This is a genomic window from Roseinatronobacter thiooxidans, assembly GCF_001870675.1.
GTDB lineage: Bacteria > Pseudomonadota > Alphaproteobacteria > Rhodobacterales > Rhodobacteraceae > Roseinatronobacter > Roseinatronobacter thiooxidans.
The window spans coordinates 109,962-129,864 of sequence record NZ_MEHT01000005.1; the positions used below are offsets into that span (position 1 = coordinate 109,962).

The 19,903-nt window shown below is 60.8% G+C and carries 22 protein-coding genes and 1 tRNA gene; 14 read left to right on the forward strand and 9 right to left on the reverse strand.

The genetic code is table 11. From position 1 onward, the window contains the following. Positions 1 to 6 precede the first annotated feature (6 nt). Positions 7 to 1,056 (forward strand): class I SAM-dependent methyltransferase, encoded by a 1,050-nt coding sequence (locus BG455_RS02675; RefSeq protein WP_071468420.1) that lies wholly within the window; start codon positions 7 to 9, stop codon positions 1,054 to 1,056. A gap of 10 nt (positions 1,057 to 1,066) precedes the next feature. After that, positions 1,067 to 1,876 (forward strand): SDR family NAD(P)-dependent oxidoreductase, encoded by an 810-nt coding sequence (locus BG455_RS02680; RefSeq protein ID WP_071468421.1) that lies wholly within the window; start codon positions 1,067 to 1,069, stop codon positions 1,874 to 1,876. Positions 1,877 to 1,881: 5 nt separating this feature from the next. Here BG455_RS02680 and BG455_RS02685 read toward each other — a convergent pair whose 3' ends face one another. From BG455_RS02685 to BG455_RS02695, 3 genes are all read right to left on the reverse strand, one after another. Beyond that, positions 1,882 to 2,250: a hypothetical protein gene (locus BG455_RS02685; RefSeq protein ID WP_143079867.1), complete on the reverse strand. Its 369-nt coding sequence runs from the start codon at positions 2,248 to 2,250 to the stop codon at positions 1,882 to 1,884. Between the two features lie 404 nt (positions 2,251 to 2,654). Next, on the reverse strand, positions 2,655 to 3,212 hold the full coding sequence (locus BG455_RS02690; protein ID WP_071468423.1) for an ActR/PrrA/RegA family redox response regulator transcription factor: 558 nt from the start codon (positions 3,210 to 3,212) through the stop codon (positions 2,655 to 2,657). 67 nt (positions 3,213 to 3,279) lie between these two features. Further along, complete coding sequence (locus BG455_RS02695) at positions 3,280 to 3,900, reverse strand: SCO family protein (RefSeq protein ID WP_071468424.1); 621 nt, start codon at positions 3,898 to 3,900, stop codon at positions 3,280 to 3,282. 115 nt (positions 3,901 to 4,015) lie between these two features. Here BG455_RS02695 and regB point away from each other — a divergent pair, with 115 nt between their 5' ends. From regB to eno, 8 genes are all read left to right on the forward strand, one after another. Then, entirely contained in the window at positions 4,016 to 5,404 is a 1,389-nt protein-coding gene (regB, locus tag BG455_RS02700; RefSeq protein ID WP_071468425.1) for a sensor histidine kinase RegB, read from the forward strand. A gap of 82 nt (positions 5,405 to 5,486) precedes the next feature. Then, positions 5,487 to 5,771 (forward strand): hypothetical protein, encoded by a 285-nt coding sequence (locus BG455_RS02705; protein ID WP_071468426.1) that lies wholly within the window; start codon positions 5,487 to 5,489, stop codon positions 5,769 to 5,771. A gap of 5 nt (positions 5,772 to 5,776) precedes the next feature. Next, positions 5,777 to 6,388 (forward strand): glutathione S-transferase, encoded by a 612-nt coding sequence (locus tag BG455_RS02710; RefSeq protein ID WP_111361295.1) that lies wholly within the window; start codon positions 5,777 to 5,779, stop codon positions 6,386 to 6,388. Between the two features lie 205 nt (positions 6,389 to 6,593). Next, positions 6,594 to 7,157, forward strand: a complete 564-nt coding sequence (gene petA, locus BG455_RS02715; RefSeq protein ID WP_071468484.1) for a ubiquinol-cytochrome c reductase iron-sulfur subunit — start codon at positions 6,594 to 6,596, stop codon at positions 7,155 to 7,157. Positions 7,158 to 7,171: 14 nt separating this feature from the next. Next, entirely contained in the window at positions 7,172 to 8,527 is a 1,356-nt protein-coding gene (locus BG455_RS02720) for a cytochrome b (protein ID WP_071468428.1), read from the forward strand. A gap of 24 nt (positions 8,528 to 8,551) precedes the next feature. Beyond that, on the forward strand, positions 8,552 to 9,349 hold the full coding sequence (locus BG455_RS02725) for a cytochrome c1 (RefSeq protein ID WP_071468429.1): 798 nt from the start codon (positions 8,552 to 8,554) through the stop codon (positions 9,347 to 9,349). 112 nt (positions 9,350 to 9,461) lie between these two features. Continuing rightward, on the forward strand, positions 9,462 to 10,325 hold the full coding sequence (locus tag BG455_RS02730; RefSeq protein ID WP_071468430.1) for a DMT family transporter: 864 nt from the start codon (positions 9,462 to 9,464) through the stop codon (positions 10,323 to 10,325). 61 nt (positions 10,326 to 10,386) lie between these two features. Beyond that, positions 10,387 to 11,661, forward strand: a complete 1,275-nt coding sequence (gene eno, locus BG455_RS02735) for a phosphopyruvate hydratase (protein ID WP_071468431.1) — start codon at positions 10,387 to 10,389, stop codon at positions 11,659 to 11,661. Between the two features lie 163 nt (positions 11,662 to 11,824). Here the strand turns inward: eno and BG455_RS02740 are convergent. Next, positions 11,825 to 11,900: transfer RNA gene (locus BG455_RS02740), tRNA-Ala, on the reverse strand. Positions 11,901 to 11,994: 94 nt separating this feature from the next. Then, positions 11,995 to 12,303 (reverse strand): TIGR02300 family protein, encoded by a 309-nt coding sequence (locus BG455_RS02745; protein WP_071468432.1) that lies wholly within the window; start codon positions 12,301 to 12,303, stop codon positions 11,995 to 11,997. 157 nt (positions 12,304 to 12,460) lie between these two features. Here BG455_RS02745 and BG455_RS02750 point away from each other — a divergent pair, with 157 nt between their 5' ends. Beyond that, positions 12,461 to 13,192, forward strand: coding sequence for a M48 family metallopeptidase (locus BG455_RS02750; RefSeq protein ID WP_071468433.1), 732 nt, complete (start codon positions 12,461 to 12,463; stop codon positions 13,190 to 13,192). Here the strand turns inward: BG455_RS02750 and thpR are convergent. The 4 genes from thpR to BG455_RS02770 all read right to left on the reverse strand — a co-directional run bounded on the left by thpR (position 13,153) and on the right by BG455_RS02770 (position 16,340). Next, on the reverse strand, positions 13,153 to 13,713 hold the full coding sequence (gene thpR, locus BG455_RS02755; protein ID WP_071468434.1) for an RNA 2',3'-cyclic phosphodiesterase: 561 nt from the start codon (positions 13,711 to 13,713) through the stop codon (positions 13,153 to 13,155). The genes BG455_RS02750 and thpR overlap by 40 nt on opposite strands. A gap of 9 nt (positions 13,714 to 13,722) precedes the next feature. After that, the gene (locus tag BG455_RS02760; protein ID WP_071468435.1) at positions 13,723 to 14,046 is read right to left on the reverse strand and encodes an antibiotic biosynthesis monooxygenase family protein; all 324 of its coding nucleotides are present in this window, start codon (positions 14,044 to 14,046) and stop codon (positions 13,723 to 13,725) included. A gap of 51 nt (positions 14,047 to 14,097) precedes the next feature. After that, complete coding sequence (locus BG455_RS02765; protein WP_071468436.1) at positions 14,098 to 15,357, reverse strand: vWA domain-containing protein; 1,260 nt, start codon at positions 15,355 to 15,357, stop codon at positions 14,098 to 14,100. 77 nt (positions 15,358 to 15,434) lie between these two features. Then, positions 15,435 to 16,340 (reverse strand): AAA family ATPase, encoded by a 906-nt coding sequence (locus BG455_RS02770; protein WP_071468437.1) that lies wholly within the window; start codon positions 16,338 to 16,340, stop codon positions 15,435 to 15,437. Positions 16,341 to 16,521: 181 nt separating this feature from the next. On the opposite strand from BG455_RS02770, the gene BG455_RS02775 reads away from it, so the two are divergent. From BG455_RS02775 to BG455_RS02785, 3 genes are all read left to right on the forward strand, one after another. Then, on the forward strand, positions 16,522 to 18,495 hold the full coding sequence (locus tag BG455_RS02775) for a heme lyase CcmF/NrfE family subunit (protein WP_071468485.1): 1,974 nt from the start codon (positions 16,522 to 16,524) through the stop codon (positions 18,493 to 18,495). Next, a complete protein-coding gene (locus tag BG455_RS02780; protein WP_071468438.1) occupies positions 18,492 to 18,956 on the forward strand; it encodes a cytochrome c-type biogenesis protein in 465 nt (154 codons plus the stop codon). Before BG455_RS02775 ends, BG455_RS02780 begins: the two co-directional genes overlap by 4 nt. A 69-nt stretch (positions 18,957 to 19,025) precedes the next feature. Continuing rightward, positions 19,026 to 19,802, forward strand: coding sequence for an enoyl-CoA hydratase-related protein (locus BG455_RS02785; protein WP_071468439.1), 777 nt, complete (start codon positions 19,026 to 19,028; stop codon positions 19,800 to 19,802). Positions 19,803 to 19,903: the final 101 nt, after the last annotated feature.

The following is a 19,903-nucleotide window of genomic DNA, read 5'->3' on the forward strand; positions in this document are numbered from 1 at the left end:
GCCATCATGGCACCGATTTCCCCCATCCTAAGTGATCCCGCCCCACGCGAAGCCCGTTTGACACTGGCCTTCGATGAGGGTCTTTTGCTGCCCGAAGGCATAATTTCCGTCCTCCGCCCCCGCGCAGGAGAGCGGTTTGACCCGCTGGACCCGCAGCGCCTGAAACTGGCGCAGGGGTTCCGGCCTGACCATGACGCGCTGTTGCAGGCCGGCTGGGATGTCAGCACCACGGCTGCGCCCGCACCCCTCGCGCTGGTCTGCCTGCCGCGCGCCAAGGCCGAAGGGCTGGCGCTGATTGCGCAGGCGGCGCAACTGGGGGCAGAGTGGATTATGGTGGACGGGCAAAAGACCGATGGAATCGAATCCGCCCTCAAAGCCGTCCGCGCGCGGGCAGAGGTTGCGGGAACTGTGTCCAAAGCCCATGGCAAACTGTTCTGGTTTGCAACGAAAGACGCGGATTTCAGCGATTGGCAGGCGCGGCCCCATATTATTTCCGATGCAAAGTTTGGGAAATTCCAGACCTTGCCGGGGGTATTCTCCGCCGATGGGATTGACCCCGGATCAGCGCTTCTGGCGCAGCATCTGCCCGAAACCCTGCCCGCGCGCATGGCCGATCTGGGGGCGGGCTGGGGCTATCTGTCTGCCGCCTGTCTGGCACGCAGCGGGGTCGAAGCCCTGCATCTGGTCGAGGCAGAGGCCAGCGCGCTGGAACTGGCGCGCCAGAACATCACCGACCCGCGCGCGCAATTCCACTGGCATGACGCAGGCAGTTTTGCCCTGCCCGGCCCTGTGGACGGGGTCATCATGAACCCGCCCTTCCACACTGGCCGCAAGCCGCAACCCGAACTTGGGCTGGCCTTTATTGCGACGGCCGCGCGCATGTTGGGCGTGCGCGGCAAGTTGTGGATGGTGGCGAATCGCCACCTGCCCTATGAAGCGGCCTTGACCAGCCTGTTCAACACCCATGAAGTCATCGCCGAAACCGGCACATTTCGTGTCTGGCAGGCGCAAGGCCCGCGCAAGAAACCGGCCTCTGTGGCGCGGGCACGGCGATAAGGACAAAACCATGAGCTATTCCATTGCAGGCAAGACCGCGATTGTAACAGGGGCCGCCAATGGCGTCGGTCTGGCAATCGCACGTCATTTTGTCGATCAGGGCGCGAATGTTGTGCTGGCCGACCGGGACGAGGTGCGGCTGAAAGCGGAAGTTGCCACCATGTCGGGCGCCGAGGATCACGCTATTTTCTTTGCAGGCGACCTGCGCGAACGCCTGACATTGGCGAATCTTCTATCAGCAACCATAGATGCCTATGACCACATCGATATCTTGGTGAATGCGACACGCCAATGCACGGCTTCGGACCCGCTGGACGACCAGAGCGACACCGTGCAAGAAGCGCTAGAGCAGAACCTGATCGCCAGCCTGAAGCTTAGCCAGCTTGTGGCCAAGCGCATGATCACACAGGCCGAAGGCGCGGACGCACGCAAGAATGCCATAGGGTCCATCATCAACATGTCATCTATCGCCGCGCGGCGCACACAGCCAGAGTTGATGGCCTATTCCATCGCCTCTGCCGCGCTGGACCAGATGACGCGGTCCATGGCCGTGGCCTTTGCGCAGCACCGCATCCGCATCAATGGTGTGGCCCTTGGCAGTGTGATGAGCGCCAATCTGAAAGAACAGATGCACAGCCATGACAATTACCGCGAGTTGATCCTGCGCCAAACCCCGATGGGTCGTATTGGCGCGGCGTCAGAAGCCGCCGAGGCCGTGCAATTTCTGGCATCAGATGCGGCGGCTTTCATGACAGGCCAGATCATGACCATTGATGGCGGGCGCACCTTGCTGGACCCTGTATCCGTTCCGGCGCATTGACCGGCTCAGGCCCCGCTGCATTGTGCGACACGCGCAATGCTTTGCGCAGCCACTGCGGCACGAGAGCGGCGTAAACTGTCCAGATTGTCCTGCTCAACGTCCCTGTCCACCGCCACGCGTGCCGCGCTGGTCGCAGGCGTGTGGCGGGTGCAGAACAAAACCGGCTCTTTCGGCCATGCGCAGATATGCAGGGTTGTGCGCGCCTCTGATGCGGCGGTCACACGGTAGCCGCGCGCAAGTGCTTGTTCTGCGTCCAATATCTGAGCGTCCAGCGCATGCAATTCAGCCTGCGCCTGACGCATACAGCGGTCTTGTGGCGACGCGCAGGCCGCAAGAGTTGTTGCAGAGACAAGCAGTATCAGAATCGCACGCATCATCTCTCCCTTGCGAAGCCCGTTTATATGCGCCGCCGGACAAACCGTCCTTGAGGGAAGCGGCGGATCAGGCCTTTGTATAGCACCTTCTGGCGAAAGGTGCAGATGATGGTTTAGAGGGGCTTGGGGGATATTGGAGAGGTGACGCAAGCCGCGCAGCGTCGGGCCGTGGTGCGGCGATCCTCGCCCTCTGCTACAGCACTTTATGCTGGCAAAATCCGCGCAAGATCAAGGCTTTGCGCGTAGCCAAGCCAAATCGCCGTGCCGGGGTACGGCCCGGCTATGCGCGGCGGGCCTGCGGCCCTTTGTTCCGCGCAAATGGCTGAACAGCCCCACACTGCGGCCCCTCAAACCATCACTCCGACAACCGATGGCAACCGCACCCATCCCTTAGCCAAGACACATCAGCGCGGCGAGCGTTTGGCCAGAATGCGCTGCAATGTCCGGCGGTGCATGCTCAGGCGGCGCGCTGTCTCGGACACGTTGCGGTCGCATTGCTCGTACACGCGCTGGATATGTTCCCAGCGCACACGGTCTGCGGACATCGGGTTTTCGGGTGGCAGGGGCAAGGCATCTTCGCCTTGTACCAGCAACGCGCGTACAACCTCATTCGCATCTGCTGGCTTTGACAGATAATCTGTCGCGCCAATCTTGACGGCTGCAACCGCCGTGGCAATTGCGCCGTACCCCGTCAGAACCACGATCCGCGCATCCGCCCGCGCGGCGCGCAATGTCTCGACCACGTCCAGCCCATTGCCATCTTCCAGCCGCAGATCGATCACGGCATAGGCAGGCGGGCGGGCGCGGGCGATGGCTTTGCCGGCCACTACGCTGCCTGCTGTCTCGACCGAGAAACCACGGCTTTGCATGGCGCGGGCAAGGCGCTTGAGAAATACCTCATCATCATCGACCAGCAAAAGCGACGGGTCGGGGCCAAGGTCCAAGGCGGGTTGTGTATCCATATGCGCTCTCACTTTCGTTAGGGGTTAGGTAGAGCGGTAAGTACCAAAGGTCAATTTCAACAAAACTTCAGGCATTGTTCATGTAGCAGGCCAGAACATCGGCCACCTGTTCAGGGGTCTGGTCGCGGCGGATGACATCGACGAACCCATGACCGGGCAGCAGAAAATAGCTGAAGGTGGAATGGTCGATCAGGTAAAAATCATCATCAGACTCGTGAATTGCGAAATATACGCGGTAAGCCTGCGCGGCTTCGCGGATCTGCGCCTCGCTGCCTGTCAGCCCGATCATCTGGGGGTGCATGAAGCGGACAAATTCGGCCAGCGCCTCTTGCGTGTCGCGCTTGTGATCGACCGAGATGAACACTGGCGTCACATCAAACCCCTGCGCCGCCAGCAAATCGACGGCCTGCGCATTGCGCGCGGTGTCAAGCGGACAGACATCGGGGCAGAAAGTGTAGCCGAAATAGATCAGCGTGGGTTTACCTGCAAATTCAGCCTCGGTCACCACGCGGCCGGTGTGGTCCACCAGTTCAAACGGGCCACCAATGGCCCCCGCCCCGCCAGAAATCGCAGTGCCACGACATTGCGCGAATTCCGTCTGGCCCTGCCCTGTATAGACCATATACCCCAGCCCGCCCAAAAGCGCTGCTATCAGACCAACTGCCAGCATCGAATACAATCGAATCATGATGAACCTCTTTTCGCGGGATTGCGCCCTTGATGCAGCAAGGCTTGCGCCCTAACAATCCCGTATAGCAGAACTGTGACATCGCGTCCTGCCGCACCCCGCAACCGGAGCTTGCATGACCAACCCCACATTTGGCGAAATCTCTCAGGAACATCGGGGCGACTGGGTGCGGCTGCGCACCATGACCTATGTGCGCGTGCTGGCCCTGACAGGGCAGGCAGCGGCCCTGATTGCGGCACATTACCATTTCGGGTTGCGGTTCAATGTCACGCTGGTGTGGCTGGTCATGGGGGCGGCGGCGCTGTCGGTGTTCCTGTCGCTGCTGCTGTTTCCCCAAACCAAGCGGCTTAGTGATACCGAAGCGATGCTGACATTTTTGTTCGATATCGCGCAGCTTGTCTGCCTGCTCTATCTGACAGGGGGCATTACCAACCCGTTCAGCCTGCTGATACTGGCGCCTGTGTCTGTTTCGGCAATGGCGCTGAAGCCACGCTCGACACTGCTGCTGGCGGTGATCGCGGTGGCGCTGGTCACGCTGATTGCGCTGGCCTATCAGCCCCTGCGGTTTCAGGATGGCACGGTTCATGTCGTGCCGCCCATCTTTGCCTTCGGGTTCTGGGCGGCAATCATCATCGGGATCGTGTTTCAGGCATTCTATGCCCATCGTGTCGCGGCCGAGGCGAACTCGATGGCAGATGCGCTGCTGGCCGTGCAGATGGCCCTGTCACGCGAACAGAAACTGACCGATCTGGGCGGGGTTGTGGCCGCAACCGCGCATGAACTGGGCACGCCGCTGGCCACGATCAAGCTGATCAGCGCGGAACTGGTCACAGCGCTGCGCGACCGGCCCGACCTTGCCGAGGATGCGCAAATCCTTGTTGAACAGGCAGACCGCTGCCGCGATATTCTGCGCTCTATGGGGCGGGCGGGCAAGGATGACACCCACCTGCGCCGCGCCCCGCTAGAGGCCGTGTTGCAAGAGGCCGCAGAGCCGCATCTGGACCGTGGCAAGCAGGTGCATTTCGTGCTGAACCCCGCCCGCAACGGCGCGGCAGAGCAGCCCGTGATACAGCGCAGACCAGAGATTATTCACGGGCTGCGCAACCTGATTCAGAACGCCGTCGATTTTGCTAAAGAAGAGGTGTGGGTACAGGCCGAATGGACCGACCAGCGCCTGACAATCCGCATATTGGATGACGGGCGGGGGTTTTCACCGCAGATTCTGGGCAATATTGGCGAGCCGTTCATCAAGCACCGCCGCGACCCCGCCCGCCCGCGCCGCCGCCCTGCCTATGAAGGGATGGGGCTGGGCCTGTTCATTGCCAAAACCCTGCTGGAACGCAGCGGAGCGCGGCTGGATTTCGACAATAGCGACGGGGCTGACATGGGCCTGCCAGAGGGGCGCAAGCTGACCGGCGCAAGGATCACGCTTGTCTGGCCCCTGCCCCGCATCACTGCCGACACGCAAACCGCCCTTGCCCCCAACCAGCCGCTTGGGGAATAAACTCTGCCAGCTGCGCAAAGCGTGAATGGACAATCGCGCGGGTTTTGCTAGGCTGTCGCGCAAGTAACGAAGGAATACGCTTATGGCACTTCCCCTAGCCCCTCTCGCGGTGGCGGCTGCGAAATACGGCGCAGTTGCATTTGCCGGCTACGCGATCCTGCGCCAGATCCAGCCCGGTGGCATAAACCAGCGCACCGAAGATGCGTTGGACGAAATTGAAGAAGGGCTGACAACGCATCGCCCGCGCGACCGCGACCAACTGAATGGGGCCGCGCGCTTTCGCCGTGTCATCCGGCTGGGCGTGAACGGGCCGGGCATAGAGATTGACGCAACCGCCCTTGGCCGCCTGCGGATGCGCCGCGTATGAGCGGGCTGACGCTGTATTTCAGCCACAGTTCCCCCTATGTGCGCAAGGTCATGGTGCTGGCGCATGAGGCGAAACTGGTCGAGAAACTGGAAATCGTCACAGGCTCTGGCACCCCGCTGGATGCAGGCAGTGCCCCGATCGAGGCGAACCCCCTTGGCAAAGTGCCGACACTGACGCGCGTGGATGGCGCGGCGCTATATGACAGCCGTGTGATCTGCCAATATCTGGATGCGCGCGCCAATGCGGGGCTGTATCCGGACGGTGCGCGGCGCTGGGATGCGCTGACGCTGGAGGCGACCGCCGATGGCATTCTCGATGCCGCGCTGCTGATGGTCTATGAGGCCCGCTTGCGCCCCGAAGAGATACGTTTTGCGCCCTTTGTTGAAGGGCAGTGGGACAAGATCGACCGCGCACTGGATGTGATCGAGGCGCGCTGGATGGCCTATCTTGCGGGGCCATTATGCATCGGGCAGATCGCCCTTGGCTGCGCGCTTGGCTATCTGGACCTGCGCCACACTGCGCGCGGCTGGCGTGCGACACGGCCTGCGCTGGCGCAATGGGACGCCCGTTTTGCCGCGCGCGACAGCATGCGCGCCACGCAGCCGCCCCCCGCCTAGCAAAGTTTTGCGCTAACGCTGCCAGAATCACGGCTTTTGACATGGAACAAAAGCCGTGAATCCGCACAACTGCGACACCTTAACCCGCTTTCGCGGCTAGACGGGATGGGGTTTCCCCGCTAAATACCGGCACTGAGAGGCTGCGGCATTCCCGTGGCCATATCGTAATTTACAGCCCCGAACCCATTGAAAAGGGAGAATGCTCGTGTCCCACGCTGATGACAACGACAGCACCCGCAGGGATTTCATCTATTACGCCACAGCCGGTGCAGGCGTGGTCACAGTTGGCGCGGCCGTGTGGCCACTTGTCAACCAGATGAACCCTTCGGCAGATGTTCAGGCGCTTTCATCGATTTTCGTCGATGTTGGCGGGCTGGAACCTGGTGGTCAGGTGACAGTCAATTTCCTTGGCAAGCCGGTCTTCATCCGTCGCCGTACTGCTGAAGAAATCGCAGATGGTCGCGCTGTTGCGCTGGATGATCTGGGCATCGACCGCCAGTCGCGCAACCCCAACAAACCCGGGACCGACGCATCGGACGAAAACCGCACAATGGATGACGACGGCGAATGGCTGGTCATGACCGGCGTTTGCACCCATCTGGGCTGCGTGCCACTGGGCAACGCTGCGGGCGATTTCGGCGGCTGGTTCTGCCCGTGCCACGGGTCGCATTACGATACGGCAGGCCGCATCCGCCGCGGCCCCGCGCCAGAGAACATGCATATTCCGGTGGCATCATTCGTTGATGAAACCACCATTCAGCTCGGCTAAGGGAGACGCAGAATATGGGTGGAATTCCACACGACCACTACGAGCCGAAGTCGAACGCTGAAAAATACATTCATCGTCGGCTTCCGATTGTCGGTTTGATCTATGACACGCTCATGCTTCCGACACCAAAAAACCTGAACTGGATGTGGATCTGGGGCATTGTCCTGATGCTATGTCTGGTGTTGCAGATTGTGACAGGCATTGTTCTGGCAATGCATTACACACCACATGTCGATCATGCCTTTGCCAGCGTTGAGCATATCATGCGCAATGTGAATGGCGGTCACATGATCCGCTACCTGCACCAGAACGGGTCTATGCTGTTCTTCTTTGCCGTCTATCTGCACATGTTCCGCAGCATGTATTACGGCAGCTACAAAGCCCCGCGTGAGATTACATGGATCATCGGTATCCTGATCTATCTGGCGATGATGGCAACGGCATTCATGGGCTATGTGCTGCCATGGGGCCAGATGTCCTTCTGGGGTGCAACTGTGATTACAGGTCTGTTCGGTGCCATTCCCGGCGTCGGTGATCTGTTGCAAACATGGCTGCTGGGCGGGCCTGCAGTGGATAACGCGGCACTGAACCGCTTTTTCTCGCTGCACTATCTGCTGCCCTTCGTCATTCTGGGCCTGAGCATCGTGCATATCTGGGCCTTCCACACCACGGGCAACAACAACCCCACAGGTGTTGAAGTGCGCCGCACCTCCAAGGAAGAAGCGGCCAAAGATACGCTGCCCTTCTGGCCCTATTTCGTCATCAAAGACCTGTTTGCGCTGGTCGTGATTCTGGCGATCTTCTGGGCGCTTGTGGGCTTCATGCCAAACTTCCTGGGCCATACCGACAACTACATCGAGGCAAACCCGCTGGTCACACCGCCGGAAATCGTGCCCGAATGGTACTTCCTGCCCTTCTACGCGATCCTGCGCGCCTTCACATCTGACGTTTGGATCGTGATGGCCGTGAACTGGCTGAGCTTTGGCATCATCGACGCAACCTTCTTTGGCGTGCTGGCGATGTTCGGCTCGATCTTTGTCTGGGCGCTGCTGCCTTGGGTGGACACATCCTCGGTGCGCTCTGGCCGGTATCGTCCGATGTTCAAGTGGTGGTTCTGGTTGTTCATCATCAACTTCGTGGTGCTAACATGGGCCGGGGCAATGCCTGCCGAAGGCATCTACACCACCATCTCGCTGATCGGCACAACCTATTGGTTCGCATATTTCCTTGTCATCCTGCCGCTGCTGGGTGTGTTGGAAAAGCCGCTGCCAGAGCCTGCCACCATCGAGGAAGATTTCAAGGCAAGCCTGAAATCCAAGTCGGATAACGACCCCAAAGGGCCATCGGCCGAGCCGATCCCTGCTGAGTAACGGCAAACCGAAAGGATTATACACATGAAACTGAGGAACCTTGCCGTTGCTGCCCTGTCCGCCTTGGTGCTGGCCCTGCCAGCCACCATGGCAGACGCCAAAAAGGTGAAAGGCGAAGTCACAAACTTCGACTTCTCCTTTCAGGGGTTGACCGGCACTTACGACCGCAACCAGCTACAGCGCGGCTTGCAGGTCTATCACGAGGTCTGCTCATCGTGCCACGGGCTGCAATATGTAGCCTTCCGCACGCTCAGCGACCGCAACGGCCCTGAACTGCCTGACGACCAGATGCGTGCCTTCGCGGACCTGTATGAAGTCTGGGACGATACGCTGCGTGACTGGCGCCCTGCAACAGGCCCCGACCACTTCCCCGAATCACAGTTCGAGGGGGCGCCGGACCTTAGCCTGATGACCAAAGCACGCGCAGGCTTCAGCGGCCCCTACGGCCTTGGCATCAACCAGTTGATGAAAGGTATCGGCGGGCCGGAATACATCGCATCTTTCCTGCTGGGCTATACCGGCGAGGAAGACTTTCAGGCCGGCTCGATGTTCTATGAGAACAAAGCCTATGGCGGCTGGGTGTCGATGAACCCCGTGCTGTTCGATGACATGCTGTTCTACGAAGACGGCACACCCGCCACCGAAGAGCAGATGGCCCTAGATGTCGCGGCTTTCCTGACATGGACCGCAGAGCCCAAACTGGTCGAGCGGAAGCATGCAGGCTTTGTCGGCGTGATCTTCCTGTCGGTTCTGGCAGTGCTGCTGTATCTGACCAACAAGCAGCTTTGGGCACCTGTCAAAAGAGCCGCCAAAAAAGACTGATCTGGCGCATAAGCGCAAGGTTGAAGCGTGCCCTTCGGGGCACGCTTTTTTGCTTTCCAAGGTTCGGGTTTCGGGGTAGCTCTCGCGTCCTTAACCTGTGAAGGAACACCCCATGTCCGACAATCTGCGCGGTGCGGTCCTGATGGCGCTGGCCATGGCCGGTTTCGCCTTGGAGGATATGTTTATTAAGCTGCTGGCCGATGCGCTGCCTGTGGGGCAGGTGCTGCTGTTTCTGGGGCTTGGCGGCGCGGTCCTGTTCGGGCTGATCGCACACCGGAAAGGCCAGCAAGTGCTGTCCCCTGCCCTGCTGACACGCGCCATATTGCTGCGCAACCTTGCAGAATTGATCGGCACTGTAGGCTTTGTTCTGGGCTTTGTGCTGGCCAGCCTTGCGACGGCTTCGGCCATTTTGCAGGCAGCACCCCTGTTCGTCACGCTGGGCGCTGTGGTGTTTCTGGGCGAAAAGGTTGGCTGGCGGCGCTGGACGGCCATTGTCGTGGGGTTTCTGGGGGTCTTGCTGATCGTGCGCCCCGGTATGGCCGGGTTCGAGCCTGCCTCGCTCTTCGCGGTGATCGGGGTAATCGGTCTGGCGGGCCGCGACCTTGCCACCCGTGTTGTGCCGCGCACTGTGTCCAGCTACCAGATTTCCAGTTGGGCTTTTGCGATGCTGGTGCCTGCGGGGCTTTTCCTGATGGTGGTTATGCAACAACCTCCCGTCCTGCCCGATGCCGCCCAAACGCTGAAACTCAGCGCGGCACTGGGAATCGGTGTTCTGGCCTATTACGCAATCGTGGCCGCCATGCGCGTGGGCGAATTGTCCTTCGTCACACCCTTTCGCTACACGCGGATGCTGTTTGCCCTGATCGTGGCAGTTCTGGTGTTTGGAGAGCGGCCAGACGCGCTGACCCTTGTAGGGGCCGCGATTATTGTGGCCGCTGGTCTGTTCACCCTGTGGCGGGAAACGAAAGTCACCTAGAAACTGTCCTGAACAGCGGGTATAGACTGCGCAACACCATTTCAGGCAGCAGGGACACCGCATGAGCACGATTATAGATATTATTGGCCGCGAAATTCTGGACAGCCGGGGCAACCCGACGGTCGAGGTTGATGTCATCCTTGAAGACGGCACCTTGGGCCGCGCGGCGGTTCCGTCCGGTGCCTCGACCGGCGCGCATGAAGCGGTCGAGCGGCGCGATGGCGACAAGACCCGCTATATGGGCAAGGGCGTGCTGGATGCGGTTGCCGCAGTCAACGGAGAGTTGGCCGAAGCGCTGGTAGGGTTCGACGCCACAGAACAAGTGGCCATCGACGCCACCATGCTGGAACTGGACGGCACCCCCAACAAGGGCCGGATCGGCGCGAATGCGATTCTGGGCGTCTCTCTGGCGGTGGCGAAGGCAGCAGCGGATTACACCGGCCAACACCTGTTTCGCTATGTTGGCGGTACCTCGGCGCGCACATTGCCAGTGCCGATGATGAATATCATCAACGGGGGCGAGCATGCCGACAACCCGATTGATATTCAGGAATTCATGATCATGCCCGTGGCCGCAACCAGCATCCGCGAGGCAGTACGCATGGGGGCCGAAGTGTTCCACACGCTGAAGAAAGAACTCTCTGCCGCGGGCCTGTCTACAGGTATTGGTGATGAGGGCGGCTTTGCGCCCAACCTGTCCAGCACCCGCGACGCGCTGGATTTCATCCTGAGATCCATCGAGAAGGCAGGCTACAAGCCGGGCGAAGACATCTATCTTGCGCTGGATTGTGCCGCGACAGAGTATTTCAAGGGCGGTAAATACGAGATGGTGGGCGAAGGCAAATCGCTGACACCGGCGGAGAATGTCGATTATCTGGCAGCCCTTGTGGCCGATTACCCGATTATCAGCATTGAAGATGGCTGTTCGGAAGATGACTGGGACGGCTGGAAACTGCTGACCGACCGTCTGGGCGACAAGATCCAGCTGGTGGGCGATGATCTGTTCGTCACCAACCCTGCGCGTCTGGCCGAAGGCATTGCCAAGGGCTGCGGCAACTCGCTGCTGGTCAAGGTCAACCAGATTGGCACGCTGACCGAAACGCTGGCCGCAGTGGACATGGCGCACCGCGCCCGCATGACCTGCGTCATGTCGCACCGCTCGGGCGAGACTGAGGATGCAACGATTGCCGATCTGGCAGTCGCCACGAATTGCGGGCAGATCAAAACCGGCTCTCTGGCGCGCTCTGACCGGCTGGCAAAATATAACCAGTTGATCCGCATCGAAGAAGCCTTGGGGGAAACGGCAGTCTACGCCGGACGCTCGATTCTGCGCTAAAGGCGGATCAATCGACACACAGGCCCGCAGCATTCTGCGGGCCTTTTTCATGCACTATGCCAGATTGCGCCCCTTCAAGCTAAAATTTTGCCCCCATCGCGGCCCAAAACAGAAAAAGCCCCGCGCTGGCGGGGCTTTTTTCTTGTTAAGTCTTTGTTTTGTTTGGTGGAGCCAAGCGGGATCGAACCGCTGACCTCTTGAATGCCATTCAAGCGCTCTCCCAACTGAGCTATGGCCCCACTGTTGCAACATCTCATCGCTGCGCTGCTGCCTCTTACGAGAGCGCGCAGACCAGTGCAACCAAAAAAACACTAGTCTGCGGCTCTGAGTTATTTAATCATCATCATCCGATGCGACATCGGCCAGATCGTCCAGCGCGACAGTATCTTCATCATCATCTTCCAGCAGTTCGTCATCGACTTCCACTGCGTCATCGTCATCGACCAGCAGATCATCGTCTTCCTTGACGGGGGCTGCTTTGGTCTTTGTCGCGGCAGCCGTCAGTTCTTCACGACGATCCGTGCTATCTATCGGGACCACCTTGCCTGTGTACGGGCTGATGATCGGTGTCTTGTTCAGGTCATAAAACCGTTTGCCGGTTTCAGGGCAGACCCGCTTAACGCCCCATTCTGGATTGGACATCGACATTTCCTTTGTTCGCGTGCCTTCCTTCAAGTGTGGTGCCGTGCCATAACTCGCCCATGCTGTAAAGGCCTGTGAGGGCGGCTTTGCCGCAAGCGGGGTCGATTTCCCGCGCAAGACAGGTAATATGGACGTATCAAACCCGAAGAGAGGGCGCATGCGGGTCGAAAACGGAATTGCTACCTTGCACGGAACGCCCGAAATTTCAGTAGTGCTGCGCCGCTCCGGCCAGGCGCGCAGGCTAAGTTTGCGCGTCTCGGGGCTGGACGGGCGCGTGACGCTGACAATGCCCAACACCCTGCACCTGAGAGAGGCGCTGGAATTCTTGCAAGAACGCGAAAGCTGGCTGCGCGCGGCCATGACCCGCCTGCCGGAACCCTGCCCCGTTGCGATTGGCGCGGACATCCTGCTGCGGGGCGAGATTTTGCGAATCACTGAAGGCACGGGTGCGCGGATCGCGGTGAAGGGCGGGCAGCTTCTGGTTCCGCCAGACCCGAGCGGCACACGCACAGCCCTGCGTGTGGAAACCTATCTGAAAGCCAGCGCGCGCGCGGCGCTGGTGGATGCGTCTGAAAGATATGCCGCAGCCCTTGGCCGCCCCTTCAGCGCAATCACGCTGCGCGACACGCGTTCGCGCTGGGGGTCATGCACGGCGCAGGGGCGGTTGATGTTCTCTTGGCGGCTGATCATGGCCCCCCCGCTAGTGCTGGACTATGTCGCGGCGCATGAAGTGGCGCATCTCAAACATATGGACCATTCGCGCGTCTTCTGGAATTGCGTGGCGCGGTTGATGCCCGACTACCAGACCCACCGCGACTGGTTAAGCAATAACGGCGCGGTGCTGCACACCTACAGCTTCACATCGCGCCCCGAGGCTGACAGGGGGTAGCGCTCCAACACATCATATTCCGCGCCATCCGCCCGCAAATGCGAGCGGAACAGGGCAATCTCGGACACGGCAAAGGGTTCACTGCGAAAGGCCGCATCGCGCACCACCGCCGCTTCCAGTTCGCCCTGATCGAAACTTCCCGCGCGCAGGTAGGACAGGGTGACATGCGGGCTGTAGCGCCGCGCCTCGGGGGTGAAGCCCGCGACACGCGCCAGCCGCATCAGCTTTTGATGCAGCGCCATCAGTTCCGGCGCGGGCGAGACACAGGCATGCAGGTTATGGGGCTTTGACTTGCCATAAAGGCCCAAGCCCTCAAGCCGCAAGGTAAACTCTGGCACTTGCAACCGCGACAGCCCTTCATCCAACGCCTCTAGCTGTGTATTCTCTGCCTCACCCAAGAAAACCAATGTTATATGGAAATTCTCGGGCGGCAGCTTGCGTTTGACGGGCAGCAAGAATTGCTGCAACACCAGCTGGCTGCGAATATGCGCGGGCAATTCAAGGCCCAGAAAAACGCGCATCCTGCCGCCTTATTCCGCCATATAGGTCGCGGCGACCTCATACATCACCGGCTCGAATCGCGCGCATTGCGCGGCAATGGCGCGGTTACGCTCGCGCATCTCGGGCGTGCGCAGCATGGCCTGAAAATCTGCCCGATCGCGCCAGCGCGAATAGGTGGAAATGCGGGTCTGGGCGTCGTTGACATGGATCGCGGCACCGCGAAACCCCGGCTGGTGGCGGATGACCTTGTCATAGGCATCTTGCAAGGCTTCAAGCACATCGGTGCAGGTGCCCGGTGTCATTTCGAATGTGGAAATGACTGTCTGCTCGTCATTGGTTGCGCTGATCTGCATCTCGCGGCCCTCCCTGAGCTGGTGCCATCGTGCCGCAATCTGATGCCAAGATCAATCATTCAGCATGGCCATCAGGCGCGCTTTCTCGCCGCGGTCGTTTGGGTCGGAAATCGCTTCGGCCAATGCCTCGATAGAGGCAATCGAATGGGCGGCGCGAAACGCATCGACATGGGGCAGCATGGCGCGCACACCGCGCGCACGCGGCGCGAAACTGTCCCAGCGCAGCAGCGGGTTCAGCCAGATCAGGCGCTTGGAGGACAGGTGCAGCCGTTCCATTTCGCGCGCAAGAAGGGCGGGGTCGTCGCGGTCCAGCCCGTCCGAGATCAGCAGCACCACAGCCCCCTGCCCCAACACACGGCGCGACCAGTCCACATTGAAGGTGCGTAGGCACCCGCCGATGCGCGTGCCGCCCTGCCAGTCCTGCGCTTCGCGTCCGGCGGCATTCAGTGCTGCATCGACATCGCGGGTGCGCAGGTGGCGGGTGATATTGGTCAGCCTTGTGCCAAAGGTGAAGGCATGAACCTTGGCCCAGCCCTGCCCTTGCCGGTTGGCAACCGCATGGACGAAATGCAGCACCATGCGCGAATATTGCGACATCGAGCCGGAGATGTCGCACAACACCACCAGCGCGGGCCAGCGGGTGGCAGGGCGGCGGTGATGCAACTTTGCAATCTCGCCCCCCTGCCGCAGCGAGGCGCGCAGCGTGCGCCGCCAATCGGGCTGGCGGCCGCGCAGATCGGGCTTCAGGCGGCGGGTGGCAAGGGGTTTGACCGGCAGCGACAGCCGCGCCAGCATGCGGCGGGCCTGCGCGGCCTCTTGCGTGGACATCTGCTCGAAATCGAGGCTGCGCAGGCGTTCATCGCTGGAGGCGGTTTGCGAGGCGTCGATCTGGATTTCGGTATTATCGGGGTCGTCGCGGGGCTGTGGCAGATCGGGGGCTTCAGCCCCGTCCAGCAGCGCTTCGGCGGCGCGTTTGGCAGCGGCCTCGGCGGCTTTTTCCTCGGAGACATTGCGGATGGCGGGCAGCATCAGCGACATCATATGTTCCAGATAGCGCGGGTCGCGCCAGTAGAGGCGGAAAATCTGGTTGAAGACCTGCCGCTCTTCCGGGCGGTTTACGAACACCGCATGCAGCACCCAGTAGAAATCGGGCTTGCGGTCAAACCCTGCCGCCGCCACAGCCTCGATAGCCGCTTGCACGCGCCCCGGCCCGATGGGCAGACCCGCACGGCGCAAGGCGCGCGCGAAATGGGTGATGTTATCGACCAGCTTGCCGGTGTCGGGGATCGCCAATTCCGTATAGCGCGCCATGTGTCAAACCCCGTTGAGGGGCGTTGCCCCTCTTGGCTGCGCCAATTCACCCCAGGATATTTGAACAAGGATGAAATTCATACGGGTTCAAGGGATTGGCGCGCGTCGTCCAGAATTTTCTTGGCCTCCATCCCCTGAAGGCGGGCGATATCGTCCTGATATTTCAGGATTGCGCCCAGAGTGTCGGAGATTACCTCGGGCGAGAGTTCCAGCACATCCAGCGCCAGAAGGCATTTCGCCCAATCGATGGTTTCGGCCACGCCCGGTTTCTTGAACAGGTCTTCCTGACGCAGGCGCTGCACGAAAGCCACCACTTCGCGCGACAGCGTGGCGGATGCTTCGGGGGCGCGGGCGGTCAGGATTTCCAACTCGCGCGCGAAGCTGGGGTAATCGACCCAATGATACAGGCAACGGCGCTTGAGCGCGTCATGCACTTCGCGCGTGCGGTTTGATGTCAGAATGACAATCGGCGGCTCTGCGGCCTTCACAGGCCCGAGTTCGGGGATAGTGACCTGATAATCGGATAATGCTTCGAGCAGGAACGCCTCAAAAGGTTCATCAGTGCGGTCGATCTCGTCGATCAGCAGCACCGGCGCGCCGCCCTGTTGGGGGCGCATGGCTTGCAAAAGCGGCCGCTCGATCAGGAATTCGGGGCCGAACAGGGAGTGGCGCAGATCCCCCTTGTCGCCCGATGCCTCTGCCGCGCGAATGGCGATCATCTGGGCGGCGAAATTCCATTCATAGACAGCGGCGGAGGTGTCCAGCCCCTCATAGCATTGCAGCCGGATCAGTTGCCGCCCCAGCCCTGCGGCGATGGCCTTGGCGATCTCGGTCTTGCCGGTGCCCGGCTCGCCCTCAAGGAAGATCGGGCGTTTGAGGGCGAGGGCAAGGAACACCACCGTCGAGAGCGCGCGATCTGCGACATAAGATTGCGCGGACAGCACCGCCTGCACGTTTTCAATGCTTGAGCACTCCTGCGCCATATCCACCCCCCGTTTGCCTGACTGGGGTGAAGCTGGCCTGCCCGTGCAAGACCGTCAACCCCGCATCGCAGGGCGTGCGACCAAAGAACAAGACAAAACTGACTTATCTGTGACCGAAGGCCGCGCCCGCGATGTATCAAGGGTATTTGCCACCCGCGCGCTTTGGGCTAGAAGCAAAGACATGATTATAGAGCTTGGACACTTCGCCCTGATTCTGGCCTTTGCTGTGGCACTGGCGCAAACCGTAATTCCGCTGGTCGGCGCCCATAAAGGGTGGCGCGACTGGATGGTCGTGGCCAACCCGATGGCCACGGTCCAGTTTCTGCTGGTGGCGTTCAGCTATGCTGCGCTGACCTACTCCTTCCTTGTGTCGGATTTCTCGGTCAAGCTGGTGGTGGACAATTCCCACACGCTCAAGCCCTTCATCTACAAGATTTCCGGCGTATGGGGGAATCATGAAGGGTCATTGCTGCTATGGGTGCTGATTCTGGCGCTGTTCGGGGCCTCGGCTGCGTGGTTCGGGGGCAATTTGCCCGCATCCCTGCAAGCGCGGGTGCTGGCGGTGCAATCGGGCATCACAGCGGCATTCATGGCGTTTACCATCTTCACCTCTAACCCGTTCACGCGGCTGGCCTTTCCGCCCTTTGACGGAACCGACCTGAACCCGCTGCTGCAAGACCCCGGCCTGGCATTCCACCCGCCATTTCTGTATCTGGGCTATGTGGGCCTGTCGATGGCGTTCAGCTTTGCCGTGGCTGCCCTGATTGAAGGGCGCGTGGATGCGGCATGGGGGCGCTGGGTGCGGCCCTGGACGCTGGCGGCATGGGTCTTTCTGACCATCGGTATCGCAACAGGGTCGTGGTGGGCGTATTACGAACTTGGCTGGGGCGGGTTCTGGTTCTGGGACCCTGTCGAGAATGCCAGCCTGATGCCATGGTTGTTCGCTGCCGCCTTGCTGCATTCGGCCATTGTGGTGGAAAAGCGCGAAACGCTGAAAAGCTGGACAATCCTACTGGCGATCCTTGGGTTCGGGTTTTCGCTGATGGGCACGTTCATCGTGCGCTCTGGCCTGCTGACCTCGGTGCATGCCTTTGCGATGGACCCTGAACGCGGCGTGTTCATCCTGATGATCCTTGCAGGCTTCATGGGGGGCGCGCTGACCTTGTTTGCCATCCGCGCCCCTGTGCTGGAGGCGAAGGGCGTCTTTGCGACCGTCAGCCGCGAGTCGGCACTGGTGGTGAATAATGTGCTGCTGGCCGTGTCGTCCTTCGTGATCTTCATTGGCACGATGTGGCCCTTGGTGGCGGAAATGCTGTTTGACAGGGTTCTGTCGGTCGGCCCGCCGTTTTTCAACATGGCGTTCACCCCGTTCATGGTGGCGCTGGCGATGGTGCTGCCGATTGGCGCCATGCTGCCGTGGAAGCGCGGCAACCTGTCACGCACCATGCGCCCGCTTTGGGGCTTGGCCGCGTTTTCTGTGGCGATGGGGGCGCTGACATGGGCCTTGCAGACCGGCAATTCGCCACTGGTGCCGGTTGGTCTGGCGCTGGGGCTGTGGGTTGTGCTGGGGTCAATGGCCGATGTCTGGGCCAGAACCGGGCGCGGCGCGATTGGCAACAGGGTCAAGCGGCTGGGCCGCCTGCCCCGCGCCGATTGGGGCAAGTTCACCGCGCATACAGGCCTTGGTGTCTCTGTCTTTGCAGTGGCAGCACTCGTCGGGTGGGAATCCGAGGATATTCGCGTGGTCCAGATTGGCGAGAGTTTCGAGAAAGGCGGCTATACGCTGACGCTGACCTCGGTCGATCGTGTGCAAGGGCCGAATTATGTCTCGACCATGGGCACGCTGGAGGCGCACCGCGATGGCCGCTTGATCACAACCTTGCAGCCGGAAAAACGCTTCTACCCAATTGCGGGCATGCCCACGACGGAAGCGGCCATCGACTACAAAATCCACCGCGACCTGTATATCACCCTTGGTGACCCGCAGGATAACGGGGGCTGGGCTGTGCGCACCTATATCAAACCCTTTGCCAACTGGCTGTGGTTCGGGTGTTTCCTGATGGCAATGGGCGGCATTTTCAGCTTGTCTGACCGGCGCTACCGGATAGCAGCAGGCGCGGAACGCACCCGCCCGGATGCGGTGCCGGCGGAATGAGAATGTTTCGCCTGTTCCTTGCTGCGCTTGCGCTGGCGCTGGCCAGCCCGTCTTGGGCTGTCCAACCCGATGAGATACTGGATGATCCGGTGCTGGAATCGCGGGCGCGCGACATCTCGGCGGGGTTGCGCTGTCTGGTGTGCCGCAACGAATCCATCGACGAATCCAACGCGGAACTGGCACGCGACATGCGGCTTTTGGTGCGCGAAAGGCTGGTCGAGGGGGATAGCAACACCGAGGTGATGTCCTTTATCGTCGAACGCTATGGCGAATATGTCCTGCTTCGGCCCACCACGGACGGGGCGAATATTATTCTGTGGGTCGCCGCGCCGGTTCTGTTTCTTATCTCGATCCTGTCAGCGGGGCTGTATCTGCGCCGCCGCGAAAATGCGCCGGAACCCTCCAAGGGGGGGCTGAGCGCGGAAGAAGAGAAGCGCCTGAAAGAACTTCTTGACGACTGACGCACCGTTCGGGGTTTTCCCGGCAGCGCTGCACAGTATGATGATGTAGCATAATGCCGGAGATCACGCATGGATTACGAGACACTGCTTGCCCGCCTTGAGGGCGGCGTTGGGGTTATCACCCTGAACCGCCCCGAGGTTATGAACGCGCTGAACAAACAGATGCGTGCTGAACTGACCCACGCACTGAAAGATATAGGCGCGCGTGCGCGCGTGCTGGTGCTGACCGGCAGCGGGCGGGCGTTTTGTTCAGGCCAAGATCTGGGCGATGGCGGCAATGCCGCGCAAATCGATCTGGAACGGACCCTGCGCGAAGAATACGAGCCGATGCTGCGCGCCATCTATGACGCGCCGGTGCCTGTGATCGCAGCCGTCAACGGGTCTGCCGCTGGTGCAGGGGCCAATCTGGCGCTGGCCGCTGATGTGGTGATCGCGGCGCAATCGGCCAGCTTCATTCAGGCTTTCAGCCGGATCGGGCTGATTCCCGATGCGGGCGGCACATGGTTTCTGCCCCGCCAGATCGGCTTTGCCCGCGCGATGGGGGCAATGCTGTTTGCCGAAAAGATCAGCGCGCAACAGGCCGCCGATTGGGGCATGATCTGGGAAGTGGCCGCAGATGATGATTTCGAGAACGCATGGATGGCACGCGCCCGCACTTTGGCCGACGGGCCGACAGTGGCCTATCGCAACATCAGAAAGGCGCTACGTACCAGCCTTGCCAACACGCTGGACGCGCAACTGGCGCTAGAGGCTAATTTGCAAGCCCAAGCAGGCAAGACCCGCGATTTTCAGGAAGGGGTGCTGGCCTTTCTGGAAAAGCGCCCCGCTGTGTTTGAAGGGCGCTGAGAACGTCTTGCACCGCAGTGCGCCAAGGGTAAGCTATGTGGGACTTGTCAGCAGTTGGCGCGGAGTCAAGGCGCGTAGCGCCGCCGCGCATCGCCGGGCCG